General features: G+C 68.1%; 12 protein-coding genes and 1 pseudogene. 7 read left to right on the forward strand and 6 right to left on the reverse strand.

Annotated features, from left to right (window positions below):
* Window positions 1-338: 338 nt before the first annotated feature.
* Window positions 339-536: pseudogene (locus WME79_RS25670) on the reverse strand (Uma2 family endonuclease); the annotation flags it as partial.
* 519 nt (window positions 537-1,055) lie between these two features.
* Here WME79_RS25670 and WME79_RS25675 point away from each other — a divergent pair.
* Complete coding sequence (locus WME79_RS25675) at window positions 1,056-1,403, forward strand: hypothetical protein (protein WP_437519952.1); 348 nt, start codon at window positions 1,056-1,058, stop codon at window positions 1,401-1,403.
* A 360-nt stretch (window positions 1,404-1,763) separates the two neighbouring features.
* Window positions 1,764-2,180: a hypothetical protein gene (locus tag WME79_RS25680; RefSeq protein ID WP_437519954.1), complete on the forward strand. Its 417-nt coding sequence runs from the start codon at window positions 1,764-1,766 to the stop codon at window positions 2,178-2,180.
* An 11-nt stretch (window positions 2,181-2,191) separates the two neighbouring features.
* On the opposite strand, the gene WME79_RS25685 is transcribed toward WME79_RS25680, so the two are convergent.
* Window positions 2,192-3,007 carry a LytR/AlgR family response regulator transcription factor gene (locus WME79_RS25685; RefSeq protein ID WP_437519955.1) on the reverse strand — a complete coding sequence of 272 codons (816 nt, stop codon included), beginning with the start codon at window positions 3,005-3,007 and terminating at the stop codon, window positions 2,192-2,194.
* Window positions 3,004-4,047, reverse strand: coding sequence for a sensor histidine kinase (locus WME79_RS25690; protein ID WP_437519957.1), 1,044 nt, complete (start codon window positions 4,045-4,047; stop codon window positions 3,004-3,006). Before WME79_RS25690 ends, WME79_RS25685 begins: the two co-directional genes overlap by 4 nt.
* 288 nt (window positions 4,048-4,335) lie before the next feature.
* Between WME79_RS25690 and WME79_RS25695 the strand changes: the two genes are divergently transcribed.
* Both WME79_RS25695 and WME79_RS25700 read left to right on the forward strand, forming a co-directional pair.
* Window positions 4,336-5,814 (forward strand): cytochrome c peroxidase, encoded by a 1,479-nt coding sequence (locus tag WME79_RS25695; RefSeq protein ID WP_437519960.1) that lies wholly within the window; start codon window positions 4,336-4,338, stop codon window positions 5,812-5,814.
* An 80-nt stretch (window positions 5,815-5,894) separates the two neighbouring features.
* Window positions 5,895-7,244, forward strand: coding sequence for a hypothetical protein (locus WME79_RS25700; protein ID WP_437519963.1), 1,350 nt, complete (start codon window positions 5,895-5,897; stop codon window positions 7,242-7,244).
* A gap of 14 nt (window positions 7,245-7,258) precedes the next feature.
* On the opposite strand, the gene WME79_RS25705 is transcribed toward WME79_RS25700, so the two are convergent.
* Complete coding sequence (locus WME79_RS25705) at window positions 7,259-8,467, reverse strand: hypothetical protein (protein ID WP_437519966.1); 1,209 nt, start codon at window positions 8,465-8,467, stop codon at window positions 7,259-7,261.
* 421 nt (window positions 8,468-8,888) lie between these two features.
* Between WME79_RS25705 and WME79_RS25710 the strand changes: the two genes are divergently transcribed.
* The 3 genes from WME79_RS25710 (at window position 8,889) to WME79_RS25720 (ending at window position 11,637) form a co-directional block, all read left to right on the forward strand.
* A complete protein-coding gene (locus WME79_RS25710; RefSeq protein WP_437519968.1) occupies window positions 8,889-9,623 on the forward strand; it encodes a hypothetical protein in 735 nt (244 codons plus the stop codon).
* 102 nt (window positions 9,624-9,725) lie between these two features.
* Window positions 9,726-10,085, forward strand: a complete 360-nt coding sequence (locus tag WME79_RS25715; RefSeq protein ID WP_437519970.1) for a hypothetical protein — start codon at window positions 9,726-9,728, stop codon at window positions 10,083-10,085.
* A 70-nt stretch (window positions 10,086-10,155) separates the two neighbouring features.
* Window positions 10,156-11,637: an RCC1 domain-containing protein gene (locus WME79_RS25720; RefSeq protein WP_437519973.1), complete on the forward strand. Its 1,482-nt coding sequence runs from the start codon at window positions 10,156-10,158 to the stop codon at window positions 11,635-11,637.
* A 69-nt stretch (window positions 11,638-11,706) separates the two neighbouring features.
* Here the strand turns inward: WME79_RS25720 and WME79_RS25725 are convergent, their stop codons facing one another.
* Both WME79_RS25725 and WME79_RS25730 read right to left on the reverse strand, forming a co-directional pair.
* Entirely contained in the window at window positions 11,707-12,495 is a 789-nt protein-coding gene (locus WME79_RS25725) for a hypothetical protein (RefSeq protein WP_437519975.1), read from the reverse strand.
* 261 nt (window positions 12,496-12,756) lie between these two features.
* Window positions 12,757-13,422 (reverse strand): hypothetical protein, encoded by a 666-nt coding sequence (locus WME79_RS25730; RefSeq protein ID WP_437519978.1) that lies wholly within the window; start codon window positions 13,420-13,422, stop codon window positions 12,757-12,759.
* Window positions 13,423-13,631: the final 209 nt, after the last annotated feature.

Here is a 13,631-nt window from a genome sequence, read left to right on the forward strand (position 1 = left end):
CCAGAAGGCGCTCCCGAGAACAGCGCGAACGAGGTCTTGAACGAGCCCGAGATGCGGGTAGCGCGCGACGGTGCGAACACTGCGGCACGGAGCGAAGCTGGCCAGGTCCTGTCAGGCACCGTCACGCCGGCATCTCTTCCCTACCCGAGGAGCGGCCGGAACAGGTCGGGCACGACGCCCCGATCCGCCGCGCTCCGGAGCGCGTCGCGGCACGCGGCGCACGCCGGCACGTGCTCGCGGTAGCTAGGCGTGAGGCCGTCCGTGCGGAAGATGCGGCGGCCGCAGCCTCGGCGTCCGGATGGACGTGGAGCTGTACCGGCACGCAGAGCGCTGGCCGGGCCGCCAGGCCCCCCCTTCCCTGCATCGAACGGACCGCCTAGCTCAATGCCGAGGCGAGACGATGCGCGTGCATGAGGCGGCGCTGGCCTGGGGAACCCATGCAAGGTGCCCGCGATGAGCTCCGCCACCTTGTTCGGCGGGACCGCTTCGAGGTCGGCGTACGTCGCGCGGCGCTGCTTGGCGGCGGGCTGGCCCATGGCGGAAGCCTGCCCGGGGATGTGCGGCGCGGCAAGGCGGTGGCGGTGAGGAGCAGGCGTCCGGCAGCTCGATGCTCGGGCACCTGCTCGTGCTGCAGGGCGGGTCATCGCTGCTCGGGATCGGGCTGCGGAGCGCCGTTCACGCCGGAGCACGCTTCGTGGCGCAACCAAGCGGAGTTGCTACTTCGCGCCTTCAGCGAGCGCTACCTGAAGGGCGGCGACTGGAAGAGTCCGCCAGCAGCTTGTCGAGCACCTCGACGCGAGCAGGCGGGAGTGCAGTGAGCGCTATGCAGACCCATTCCGTTCTCTCGATATACGGACCAATCGAAGTCTCCGTGCAGGCGTGTGCCGGCCAGATCTTGGCACGCCATCCCGACAACATTGCCCGTGACCCACAGGGCACCGCGTGTTCGTCCGACAAGATCGACGCGCCTTGGTCCCGCCCCACCGCGTCATCGGCGACGCGAGGTCGGAGCGCGATGCTTGACGAGCATCAGGCGGCTCGACTACCGTTTGGGCATGTCCGCTTTTGGTCCCGCCTTGTTCGTTCGACGCACCGACGGCAAGGATTTCGACGAGCGGGAGCAACAGGCCATCGTCGAGCTGGTGCGTCAGGCAACGCGAACGCTCGGCGTGACGGACGAGCACGACGAGGCGATCGAGCCTCGCCGCCATGACTACGGGGAGACCGAGGCCGGCGCTCTCTGCGTGCTCCTTTATTCGTCCTACAACTACTACGGCATGCCCGAAGAGGTCATGGCGGACCAGGACGAGACCTGGAAAGAGCTCGGAATGAAGGTCGCGCGTGAGGTCGAGGCGGCCGCGCCGGGCGCCTATCGGTTCGACTGCTACACCATCGAGAGCTGACCTCTTCGGCGCCCGGAAGCCGAGGGCTGCGTCGACGCGGCTCCCTCGACGTCGGGCCAACTCGACACGACGTCGAGGTTGATCGTCCTCGGATTATCGAGACGCGGAGCTCCGAGCCGGGTAGGCTCGCAGCCCGATGGTCTGGTTCTACGTCGTCCACGGCTCCCTCCGCTTTCCGACAGCAGATGGCCCACGGGCCTGGCACAACGCTCCCATCCCCACCTGGAGCTCAAGGTCGGCCAAGCGCTCGAGTGGACCTCACGCGAGGCCCTGCTCGACCCGAGCGCTCCGGCGGGGGAGCGCGCGGCGTACTTCTTCGATGCCATCGCTGACGGCTCCGTCGTGACGTTCCGCGGCTTCATGCATCGCGACGACGCGGACACGGTCACGGCGGTGCTCGGCGTCGCCGCGGAGCTCGACGCCAAGGGCGAGGTGCTCTTGCATCATGTGTTCGATCAAGACTCGGGGGTGCGGGTCGAGGTTGCGAAGGGCCGGATGATCGTGCGCGAGGGCGACGTGAAGATGCCGAGCCACGTCATCGAGGAGGTCGAGCAAGAGAGCATGTCGCGCGCGCGGCGGCTCAAGGCTCGCGAAGAGCCCCCGCCTGCGAAGGCGAAGGCAGCGACGAAGACGAAGGCGAAGGTGAAGGCCGCGACAAAGACGACGAAGACGAAGCCGAAGGCGACGAAGGCAGCGACGAAGACGAAGGCGAAGGCAGCGATAAAGACGACGAAAGCGACGAAAGCAGCGACGAAGGCGAAGGGCAATCGATCCTGAGGTCGCGGCGCTCACGCATCTCCGCGCCGTCTCGCTCGCGTGGGTTCGTTTCCGCGGCGCAATCCAGTGGTGTTTGCGAGCAGTAGGTCGAGCACCTGTTGCGCGCGCTCACGCGCGACCGGCGCGTGGACACCGCGACCGTGCGCTGCGAGACCCTCGCCTACCCAGACGCGGGTCTCGCCCTCTCGCGTGAGCTCTTTGACGTGCGCCACGTTGATCAGCCAGTTGCGATGCACGCGCACGAAGGACCGCCCGAAGGACGACTCGATCGCCGTCAGCGAGAGGTCGATGTCGAAGACGCCGTGGGCCGTGTGCACCTGCGTCAATCGCTCCGCGGCCTCGAACGCCCAGACCTCGTCCCGGTCGAACAGCACGAGACCCTTGTTCCGTCGCGCGGCGATCCGCAGCGGGCTCGCGCGCTCCGGCCGCGGATCGCGGGCCCGCAGCCTCTTCAGACACTGCTCGACACGTTGCTCGGTGAAGGGCTTCAGAAGGTAGTCGGAGACGCCGAGATCGTAGGCTTCTAGCGCATGCGTGTGGAACGCGGTCGCGAGCACGAGCAACGGAGCGCCCGGCAGCGCCGCGAGCTCGCGCGCGATGTCGAGCCCCTCGTTGCGGCCGCCGGAGAGACGCACGTCGAGGAACACCACATCGAAGGCGTGGCGCCCTTCTCCGAGGAGGATCTCCCGCGCTTCTTCCGCGGACGATACGGCGCCCGCGACCTGCGCGAGGTTCGACCCATCGAGGAGCTCGACGAGGTAGTTGCGCGCCGCCCACTCGTCCTCGACGACGAGCGCACGTAGCTTCGCGTCGCTCTCCGTGCTCATGCCGTTGCTCCTCGAGTCATCAGCACCTCGACGACTGCAGCGGTCCCTTCGCTCGACGACGAGAGGCGCAGCTCTGATCCAGGGCACCTCAGCTGGAGTCGTCGACGCACGGTGTGGAGGCCCAGCGCGCCCGAGCGCGGTTCGTTCGCCGAGAGGCCGGGCCCGTTGTCCGTCACTGTACATACGAGCTTCGATGAAGTGCCAGCCTCATGGATCGCCGCCCGCACGGTCACCCGCCCGCCGCCTGCGCGACACAGCGCACCGTGCTGGACCGCGTTCTCCACCAGGGGTTGCAGCAAGAGTCGGGGCAGCAGCACGCCGCCGACGCCGGCTGGAATGTCCCAGTCGAAGCGCAGGGCGTCACGGTGGCGTGACTCGAGGATCTCCGCATAGCGCCTGAGCCACGTGATCTCCTGGTCGAGCGGTTGCATCTCGTCCTCCCCTTGCAGCGAGTCCCGGAGCAGGTCTCCGAGTGACCCGATCAAGCGCCGCGCCTCGCGCGGATCGTGAACGACGAGCCCCGCGATCGTGTTGAGCGTGTTGAGGAGGAAGTGCGGCTCGAGCTGTGAGCGCAAGCGCGCGAGCTCCGCCGAGACCCGGAGTTGCTCCGCCTCGAGGCGGAGCTTCTCCGTCTCGAGCGCGCGGCGCTGGGCTTGTTCGGTCACGTGCGGGGACACGAAGGCGAGCCCCCAGATGCCGGCGAGCACGAGGCCCATCACGGCGCCGAACCCCGCGACGAGCGGTGGGGAGAGCGGCCCCTTCTCGTCGAGCTCGAAGCCGAGGAGCCCCTCGAAGACGAGCACGAACGCGAGCGCGAACAGGGCCCCGGTGACGACCGCCGCGAGGAGGCTGACGACCAACAACCTCGTCGGGCTGAAACGGCGTTCGACGCCGCGCTCGAAGGCGACGGCGAGGGCGAGCAGCACCACCGGCGCCGCGACCAGCCAGAGCGAGAAGCTGATGACGATGCTCACGATGTGCTCCCCGCCGCCGAGATCAGGGGCGGTCTGGAGCACCCCGACGCCAATCGCCGAGGCCATGCCGAGGAGCCAACGTCGTCGCGTGTGGAGCGTCAGCGGCACGCGCGAAGCAGATCCTTCCATGAAGCAACAACTACCATTCGGGGAGACGGTCTACAACCTTCTCCGCTCGCACGATGACGGAAAGAAGGGCCGCAACCGAGCGCTCACCGGCTCGTGCGCACCGAGCGACCGCTCGTCGGAAGGTACAGCCGGCTCGTCGGAAGTGCATGGCCGAGCCACGCGCCCAATGGGAGAGCTGAGAAGGCCAGTCAAATCCTTAAGCCAACTCGCTCAGACGGACAAACCATGACCCAACACTCCTTCCGCAGAGAGCGCGAGCCGTCCGGTGGCTCGCGTCCAGGCCGGCTCGTGGCTCCCCCTTGGCATTGGGCCGCTGTCGTGCTGGTGGCGACGAGCGCCTGTGGCACGAGCAGCACACGCAACACCAGCAGAGAGGACCTCACGGGAGAGCAGCTCTTCAGCACGCCCTTCCCGCACACCAACGGCCGCTCGTGCGCCACCTGCCACGTACCGGAGGACAACTTCACGCTCACACCCGCCCACGTGGCGCGGCTGCTGGAGACGAACCCGGACGACCCGCTGTTCAACGCGATCGACGCCGACGACCCCACGGCCGAAAAGCTCACATTCGAACACCTGAAAAAGGGCCTCGTGCGCGTGTGGCTCACATTGCCCGACAACATGGACCTGATAGACGATGATGGCAACGTGATCACCCCCGGCGATCGCAAGCTCTTCGTATGGCGCGGAGTGCCCTCCATCGCTGACTCCGCGTTGACCGCGCCTTTTCAGCTGGATGGACGCATGGCAACGCTCGAGGATCAAGCCCAGGGAGCCATCACCGGGCACAGCGAAGGCGGCGAGGCTCCCCGGAGCGAGCTCGATCGCATCGCCGCGTTCGAGCGCGATGTCTTCTCCTCGGACCGGGCGCGCAGCGTCGCGGAGTATCTCGCCGGCGGCGGTGCCCCGGAGGACGCGCCCAACGTGGAGGACGAGCTCGATCTCACTCCGACGGAGGAGCGGGGACGAGAGGTCTACAAGGCCATATGCGCGGCATGCCATGGGGGCAGCAACCAGGCGACCATCGTGGATCGGGATGTTCACGATCTGGCCTTCCCAGTGATCAAACCCGACGGAACCGTCCTTTATGAAGTACCAGCTACGGATCCCCCAACCCCGGTGCTCGCAGCTCAACCCAAGAACGAATTTTTGAATATTGGGTCAGCATACGAAACATTTATGGGTCAGCTAGACCCTGATTCGCATGTTTATACAAGAGATGTAAGCTTTCCACGTTACCGGTATCGGTTCTACACGAACGATTCTCGAAAAGAGATCGCCGCGGACCTGCCTCCGACTCCCCCGCCGGGCTTCGATGACGATCTGGACGGCGATGGCGCCCCCGCGGGATTCGGTGACAATTTGGACAGCGATGGCAACCCCGTCGCGGGGCCGAACTTCGGGCTACAACTTTTTTCTGCCGATCCGGGTCGCTCCATGATTACCGGAAGCCCCAACGATTTTGAGGCATTCGACGTACCAACATTGCGTGGAATAGGGAAATCTGCCCCCTACTTCCACAACAATGCCGCGGACACCCTGGAGAGGGTTGTTGAAGTCTACAGCGACCACCTGCTCTCCAGATTTCCATCCCTCACCCTACCTGGGGAGAAGGAGCCGGACCCTGATGGTGATATCGGCCCTCCCGAAGCCTTGACCGCCGATCAGAAGAGCGACTTGGTGGCGTTTCTGAAGCGGCTGTGAGAGCGAGCCGAGGCGTCGCGAGCTCGCCGCTCGCGACGGCCCTTGCGCCACATCGAGGCATGGTCTACGGGGCGGGCGCCATGGCAAACCGCCCCGCCCGCTCCTCCGCCACGATCGATTGGCCGAAGAGCGTCGAGCCCACCGAACCCGCGTTCCTGAGCCTTCGTTTTGCGGCGGATGCCGACGGGATCTCTCGACCCGAGGTCGAGTCGCGCGTGCTCCACCTGCTCGACGAGCTGTCGCGGCACGGTGGCTTGTCGGGGGGCGCGTCGTTTCTCTGGTCCAGTGATCACGACGTGGAGTGCTCCGTGGAAGGCCTCGTCCTTCCGCCCAAGGCGAGCACGTGGCTTCGGACGCGACTCCAGAGCCAGTGGCGTGAAGCGCTCGTCGAGCTTCGACTGCATCAGGAGCTCGCGCCCGTGCGCGCCGAGCGGCCGCCGCGAGGCGTCGCCGCGGAAAGGCGTGCCGCGGGAGCGACCGAGGCGTCGGCGCTCGGCGCCTTCGAGCCGCTGGCCCTTCGCCATCCCGACACACAGGAGGTGCTCGTGCTTCCTTGCATCGAGATCGTGGTGGTGGCGGCCGGGGAAAACGCGACCGTGCGCTCCGCGGTCCGCGAGTTCGGCGCGCGCTGGCTCGCGCGATTCCCTGACACGGGCCTCCTCTCGAAGGGGGGAGACCACAAGGCCTATCGGGCATCGAGCGTCGCGCAGGCCCAGGCGTCGTGGTCCTCCCATTTCGACGCAAAAAATCGGCGGGTCGGGGGCGTTCATTCGCTCGCCGCAGGGAAAAATGTGCGCCTTCCCGAGCCCCCGACGCTCGTCGGGGAGCTCATGCCCGAAGGCGCCGCGGCCCGCGGGTGCCTCCCGATCGCGTGGGCGTCGCGCCCTTCCGAGCTCGCGACCCTCGTGGACGAGCTCTGCGGAGGCCTCGAGCTCACCTCCGGCTGGTGCGGCGTTTCACAGTACCTCGGCCCCGACGGAGACGCGCAGCGATGGCTCGAGGACCAGTGGGGGCCCCTGCGTGAACGAGGGCTCCCGAGTTATGCCTCGTGGATCCGCGATTTCCCGGGGATCACCGTGGGAGAGCCGTTCGTGTACTCGATCTGGGGCAATCAACCTTATCTGCTCCACGTCGGGTGGATCACGCTGCTCGGGCCTGATTTCGCGAAACGGATGAACAAAGAGCTCGCCTCGCTCGCGCCGTCCGTGGAGATGGCTTCTCTCCCGGGCGGCGTCGTTCGAATCCGCGCCGGGGACGCGCCGAGCGCGGGTGGCACCATCGACGACGGCCGCGAGCTTCGCGTCCGTGAGCGCGTCGGACGCGCGCTACAATCGCTGCGCCTTCCGGATGACGATCTCGAGCACTTCGGCGTCCGGGCGCTCTCCGAGGAAGAGAACCGCGCCTATTATTTGCGCTTCTTCGGCGCGTGAGGACCCTTCGGGGATCACTCCGGCGTCGCCCGGGGATCCTGGCCATGGTCGGCAAGCTGCCTGGCCCACGCGATGTAGACGTCGTAGCGGGGGGGATACGCGACCGCGGGCGGCTGGGCGGCGCGGCGCTGGAAGAGCTCCAGGGCGTGTGCCGCGAGGCCACGGCTGATCTCCGACGCCTCCGACGCGGTGACGGCCGGCGGACCGGGCTCGTTCTTCAGGCGCCGCTCCGTGAAGGGGTGCGCGCCGTCGGCGACCTGGCGGAACACCTTGGCGGCCTTCCACGAGGCGATGGCGCAGAGGTCGTCCACGTGGCTGTCCGCCCGCACCCAGGGCGAGCGCAGGTGCCCCGAGGCGTCGGCGATGGCGCGCAGGCGCAGCAGCGTGCGCTCCGCCTCGGCCGGCTCGTTCGAGGCGAGCAGGGCCTCGTAGCGCAGCGGCAAGAGGTTTGGGATCGCCACGCCATACGCCAGCAGGATGTCGAGCATCGGCAGCGCCTCCGGGTAGGCGGCGCGCGAGACCAGGCGCGCTACCCAGCGCTCGATCACGCCCACGGCGCCCTCGCGCCAGAGCCCCACGCCCTGGCGACACACGGGCAGCACGTGCTGCGCGAGCAGGCGATGAATGCCCAGCACCTTCGTCGGGTTCTCGCGCATGGCCTCGCGCAGCCAGTAGAGCGCCTCCAGGCGCTCGAGGGGCACGGCGCTGCCCAGGAACTCGAGCGCTATCTTCACGAGCTCCACGGGCGAGAGCGCGCTCTTCCTCGCGAAGGCCGCGTCCTGCGCGGCCGGGATCGCGCCGCGGACGAACGGGTGCTCGCCGTGGATCGACTCGGCGAACGAGGCGGAGCATCGACACGCGAGGGCCTCGAGCGCATCCGGCAGGGACGCCTCGAGCGTGCGCAGCGCCGACGCCACGGCGTCCGCCTCGAGCAGGCGCTGCATCGGGGCCCACACCGCGCCATCGAAGTCGGAGAGCGTGGGCAGCAGGATCTCGAGCGCCCGCGCGCGCTCGTCCGGCAGGGCCTGCACCCAGAGCCGGCCGCACAGGCGCTTCCACTCGGACGCGTGCTCCTCGATCACACCGCGGCTCGTGGTCAGACGGATCCTCGGCCCGTCGAGGCTCACCTCGTACAGAGGCGCCGCGTCGCCGGGCGCGAAGCTCGCGCCGAACGCGGAGATCAGGCTGTGGATGGCATCGACCAGCGACGGCGCGGGAGGCATCAACCTGGTGTATATCCGCGGCCGCCGCGGGTCGCCAGCGTGGCCCCCCACGAAGCACCTCGGCGGCTCGGACAGCTCCTCCCACGGCGCACACTGCCCGCCGTCGCCTGCTGCTCGGCTGCGCCGTTGCTCGCCCCCGCGCGCGCCTGGTTCGCTCATCACGGCGGAAAGGCGGACGGGCATGGTGATGAGGTCCCGTCAGAACCATGCCAATTCACGGAGAAACAGGCCGCGTGCCCATGGAAAGCTCAGATGACAGTGAATCAACTTCTGGCGACGCGAGCGTTTGTCCGCCTTGTGAAGACAGGCTCTTTCAGCCGAACGGCGGGCCATCTGGCCCTTACGAGGAGCTTGACTTTCGAATCCCGTTTGGATTTCCTGGCCCCACGTCCGTGACCAAGTCCGGCAAAGGAGTGGACATTTGGAAGGCTCGACAGCCACCGGCTTGCACAACGCGCACATCGAATGCCCGTTTACCGCGGGAAGCATCCAGCTGGCAGGCATTGCCCTTTGCGACAACTGTTTCTCGCGGCTTCCGTTCGGTGCGCGCAAGGGTGTTCCCGGTTGGCGACCTCCCACGGCGTGCGACGCTTGTGGCCTGCCGCTCGCATCGCTCCTCGGCAAGCCGGTGCGGTTGGACGACGGGCGGTGGACGATTCGTTGCGACTGTGGGGAGCCCCTGCGAGGCTCACACCGTCGGGGCGCGTTGTTCGGCACCTGGGCGTTCGTGGGAGCGCTGCCGTCGGTGGAGCTCAACGTTGGTGACGGGCTCGTACCCGAGGCCGTCAGGAGCTCGGATGACCTGGGAGCAACCTGGCGATCGACCGTGATGAACGGGCTCGACGTGGCTGACCTGGTCACGTGGCGATCAGGCACGATCAATTGTCTGGAATTCTCTGACGGATCGGCTCACAGGTTTCTGCTCCACTTCAGGCGGGAGAATCCCGCCACCTGGGTCGCATACGGTGGCGCAGGTGTCGACGGCGCAGGCATGCTTCTCTGGGCGCCGCTCATGAGGGATTCCGAGCTCGAGCGGAGGATTGCAGCCATGCTCGACAGAGCGATTCGCTGGAGGCAATCGGCTCTGGCGGGCGGCAAGAAGGAAGTGGTCGAGCCGCTTCGCGCCCTCGGGAACTTCTACGCATATCTCTGCTGACAGGTCCTCGATGAGCGCGGCGATGGGGTGTTCCTCCCATCACGTCCGAGCGCCGGCATGAACCTCAAGGACCGGACGGCTCCCCGCGTATAGTCTCGCGCCATGTCCCTCCTGCTCCTGCTGGTCGTCGGCGGCGTCGTCCTCGTGGCGGGGCTCGCGGTCCTCGCCTGGCGCGTTCAAGCCGCCCAACCCGCGCCGGTCCCTCCGAGCGCAGCGACGGCGCCGGCCGCGGCCCCGCCGGTCGTCCCGCCCGTCCCCGCGTACCCGAGCCCGGCCTATCGGCTCTTCGCGGTCGGTGGGCGGGGCACCCTGCTGTGGTCGCGGGGGGACGGCGCCTGGGATCGCGAGACCGTGCCGGCGAAGTCGGGGCCGCCGGCCCCGGTAAGGACGTCGAGGTGGTCGCGTCGATCCGCACCACCTGAAGCGCCCCTGAGGCTTCCGGGAAAGCGGGGACATCGGTGATCCTGCCCCAACTGGACTTCTTGTCCTCTGTGCGGTAAGGCTGTGTAAAGGACGCCAGGAGTGTAACCGGATGCTTGAGATGAAGAGGAACACCCAGATGCGACCGAACATCTGCTCCTTTCTCGTCGTCGCCGCCACCCTCGCTGCGGGGGCAGGATGCACCGCTCCCGACCGGCGTTTCTCGAACAGCGGCGCGGGTGGCGGAACAGGCGGCGGCCCGATCGATTCGCAGGGCGGCGGAGGCGACGGCGCGCCCGGCGGGGGCGGCGGGGGCGCGTCCGGCGGTGGGACGTCCGGCGCTGGGGCGTCCGGCGGGGGCGGCGGCGGCGGGGGTGATCCTGGATGCCAGATCCCGCCAGACAGCCCCACGCTCGCCGACGCCATCATGGTGGCTGCGGGCGGCAGCCATACGTGCGCGATCCGGCATGACGGCTCCCTCTATTGCTGGGGGGACAACTCGTTCGGCCAGCTGGGTGTTCCGCAGGCGATGGCGGTCTCCTCGAGCACGCCGGTGAGAGTGCATTTTCCCGCGTCGCTCGGCGCGGCGACGATCACGCAGATCGCGTTGACCGAGCAGGCGACCTTCGCCATCGATAGCCAGCTCCGACTCTGGACCTGGGGAAACAACGAGACCGGCATCCTCGCGAATGGCTCCAAGGACGCGATGGCCCACGACGCCCCGGCGATCGTCAATGACGGCGCGGCCCCGTTGCTCGTGCGCAAGATCGCGCCAGAGTGGTACTCGGCGTGCGCGCTCACCTCGACCAGCAGCATCTACTGCTGGGGGTCCAACCTGTTCTCGAGCCTCGGGCCGGAGGCGACCGGCGAGGAGAGCCTCGTCCCGGTGAGAGCGTTCAACTTCACCGCGACGGCCGGTCCGAAAGCCATCCTCGCGCCGGGCATCGGCTCGATAGGAAGCTGTTTCTCGACCGGGGTCGTGGAAGACGGGCTGCGTTGCTGGGGCGCGATCGGCGGCGGATATATCCTCACGAACGACCCCGCCGGCTCCGAGGGCGGCGCGAACTACAGCGCGCACACGCCGCTCATCGCGGCGGGCGCGACGCTGCCCTTCTCCGAGATCTCCTACGGCACGAACTTCGGCTGTGCGCGCGATGACGCGGGAGGCCTCTTCTGCTGGGGGACGAACAACAGCTCAGGTCAGCACGGCGCCGAGGCTCCCCCGGCCGGGACGGCGGCCGCGATCCCGGGTGTCTGGGGTCCGATGTCCACCGGCTACGTCTTCGTCTGCGCGATCGACGACCAGAGGCAGCTCCGCTGCCGTGGCAGCAACGAGCAAGGGCAGCTCGGTCGCAGCACGCCGACGAGGGCCGATACTACGCGAATGGAACCCGTCGTGCTCGGCGACGGCACCGCGCTCGCCAAGGTCGTCGCGGTGAGCGCCGGCTTCTTCCACACGTGCGCGATCGTCGAGGGGGCGTGCGGCCCCACGGGCCCTGGCCAGGTCCTGTGCTGGGGCAGAGGCACCCTGGGTCAGCTCGGCGACGGCGCCGGGGCGAGCTCCACGATCCCCGTCGAGGTGAAGGCGCCCTGACGGACGAGCAAACGGCCTCCGAAAAGCCAAACACTCGCTGCTGCTCGCGAGCGAGCGCGCGCGGGAAGCTCATCCGTCGCGGTAGCAGTCTTCCCAGCTCACGTTCGTCGAGAGCCACTCGCTGATCAAATCGTAGAGCGCCGGATCGTACTCGAGCAGCTCTTCCCGCGTGTCGATGGGGCCGTGCACGCCGTTCGGCGGATCGGACTCGAGGTTCGTGTAGTACCAGTCCTGCACCCCTTCGGCGAAGTACTCCTGCGCGTTCTCCATGGCGTACGTGTCCGCAAACAACCCCTTGTCGCGCGCGTTCTGGTACGCCTCCTCCAAACGAGACTCAAACGTCGGATCGGCGTCGTACAAGCCATACAGCGAGATCGTGTGCGCAAACTCGTGCACACAGATGCTCTCGCCGCGCCAGCGATCCGTCGGCCCGCACAGGATGCCCTCCTCCGAGCACAGCCCCGGATTGCCTCCGAGCCCCCGAGCGCGCTCGTTGATCGAGTCCGGCATGTACGCATACTCGGGGATATCGTTCGTCAGCTCGTCGACCCCGAGCATCGCAAAGAACGTGTGATTTTCAATCAGCGCGAGCCGCGCGTCGTCCCGCATGCTCACCATCTCGATCACCAGCCGGCACGCGAGCTCGACCGACGCGTCCGACGGGGCATTCGACGACATCACCGGGATCCCGTTCGCATCGGCGTACTTTTGATAAAACGGATCGACGTCCCACGCCTGACGGATCGCTTCGGGCACGGGACCAACAGCGCAGGAGAACGTGTCCATGCCGCCAGCGCCCGCTGTGCCGCCGCCGCCCGCGCTGCTGCTGCTTCCGGCGACGCCGCTCGTGCCCGCCATGTCGTCGATCCCGCCAGCACCGCCAGCGCCCGCAACCCCGCTCGATCCGGCAACACCCGCGGTACCTGCGCTCGCGCCGCCCACCCCGCTTCCTCCTGGGGCCGCATCATCCGGACCCGACGTCGGCGAGCCGCAAGACCAGAGCAGGCATGTGAGCAGTCCAATCGAAATAAAATTTTTACGCATTGGTGCAATCCCTCGCCCGTCCAGGAGCCACCCAGGCTGCCGGTCTGAACCGTTGCCAGGCCACCGGTCCCTACCCTACCTGAGGAGCGGCCGGAACACGTCGGGCAGGACGCCTCGATCCGCGGCACGCCGGAGCGCGTCGCGGCACGCGGCGCATGCCGGCGCGTGCTCGCGGTAGCTCGGCGTGAGGCCATCCGTGCGGAAGATGCCGGCGGCCGCTGCCTCCGTGTCCGGATGGACGTGGAACTGGACGGGCACGCCGAGCGCGTACAGCGGCTTGCCGTCGCTCCGCAGCGCGTAGAGCGAGTAGGGCGTGTCATCGCCCGTGCGCCACCTGTCGATGGAGAAGAGATACGGCGCCTCGCCCGCGGCGTCGGCGTGCCGGCGAAGAAAGCACACGTCGCCCGCATACGCGACGAGCTCGTCGAGGTCCGTCGCTACCGAGACGGGGATCGGGTGCTCGAGCCATCGCTCGAGCGCGAGCCACACGGCCCCGAGGACCGCCGGGTCGGTCGCGGCGTGCTCGTCCACCACGAACGCGCGGTCGACGGCGCTCGCGTCCGAGGGACCGCGCACGCCGTAAACCGAGGCCAGCGCCGAGAGCGCGATCTCGGCGTCAAGCGGCGCGCCGCCTCGCTCCTGGTCGCACGCCGCCGCGAAGGCCGCGGCGTCGATCTGGGTCGCAAGCCCCGCGCGGCGCAGGCTCGCGAGCGCTTCCTCGGCGCGGAGAGGGGTCGTCATATGCTCATGTCATCCAGCCATGTCCGCCGTCCGATGCCGCCGCGGGATCGCGGCGCGTCTCCGGGGCACCCTCGTTCGATGATGCACGATCCCGCCGTGAAAAGATATTCCCACGCCGACCCGGGTCCGCTCAGGGCTGCAGCGCGCTGCAGTGGATCTCCAGGACGCCGAGGGCTATCGATGTCCTCGACAAACAGGTCATCTCGAAG

The sequence above is a fragment of the Sorangium sp. So ce726 genome, assembly GCF_051521405.1.
In the GTDB taxonomy this organism is placed as follows: Bacteria; Myxococcota_A; Polyangia; order Polyangiales; family Polyangiaceae; genus Sorangium.

Bases quoted from the DNA above. Each gene is read 5' to 3' on its own strand.
- WME79_RS25675 (WP_437519952.1), top strand. From the start codon at position 1,056: ATGTCCGCTTTTGGTCCCGCCTTGTTCGTTCGACGCACCGACGGCAAG.
- WME79_RS25680 (WP_437519954.1), top strand. From the start codon at position 1,764: ATGCATCGCGACGACGCGGACACGGTCACGGCGGTGCTCGGCGTCGCC.
- WME79_RS25685 (WP_437519955.1), bottom strand. From the start codon at position 3,007: ATGAGCACGGAGAGCGACGCGAAGCTACGTGCGCTCGTCGTCGAGGAC.
- WME79_RS25690 (WP_437519957.1), bottom strand. From the start codon at position 4,047: ATGGCCTCGGCGATTGGCGTCGGGGTGCTCCAGACCGCCCCTGATCTC.
- WME79_RS25695 (WP_437519960.1), top strand. From the start codon at position 4,336: ATGACCCAACACTCCTTCCGCAGAGAGCGCGAGCCGTCCGGTGGCTCG.
- WME79_RS25700 (WP_437519963.1), top strand. From the start codon at position 5,895: ATGGCAAACCGCCCCGCCCGCTCCTCCGCCACGATCGATTGGCCGAAG.
- WME79_RS25705 (WP_437519966.1), bottom strand. From the start codon at position 8,467: ATGCCTCCCGCGCCGTCGCTGGTCGATGCCATCCACAGCCTGATCTCC.
- WME79_RS25715 (WP_437519970.1), top strand. From the start codon at position 9,726: ATGTCCCTCCTGCTCCTGCTGGTCGTCGGCGGCGTCGTCCTCGTGGCG.
- WME79_RS25720 (WP_437519973.1), top strand. From the start codon at position 10,156: ATGCTTGAGATGAAGAGGAACACCCAGATGCGACCGAACATCTGCTCC.
- WME79_RS25725 (WP_437519975.1), bottom strand. From the start codon at position 12,495: ATGGCGGGCACGAGCGGCGTCGCCGGAAGCAGCAGCAGCGCGGGCGGC.
- WME79_RS25730 (WP_437519978.1), bottom strand. From the start codon at position 13,422: ATGACGACCCCTCTCCGCGCCGAGGAAGCGCTCGCGAGCCTGCGCCGC.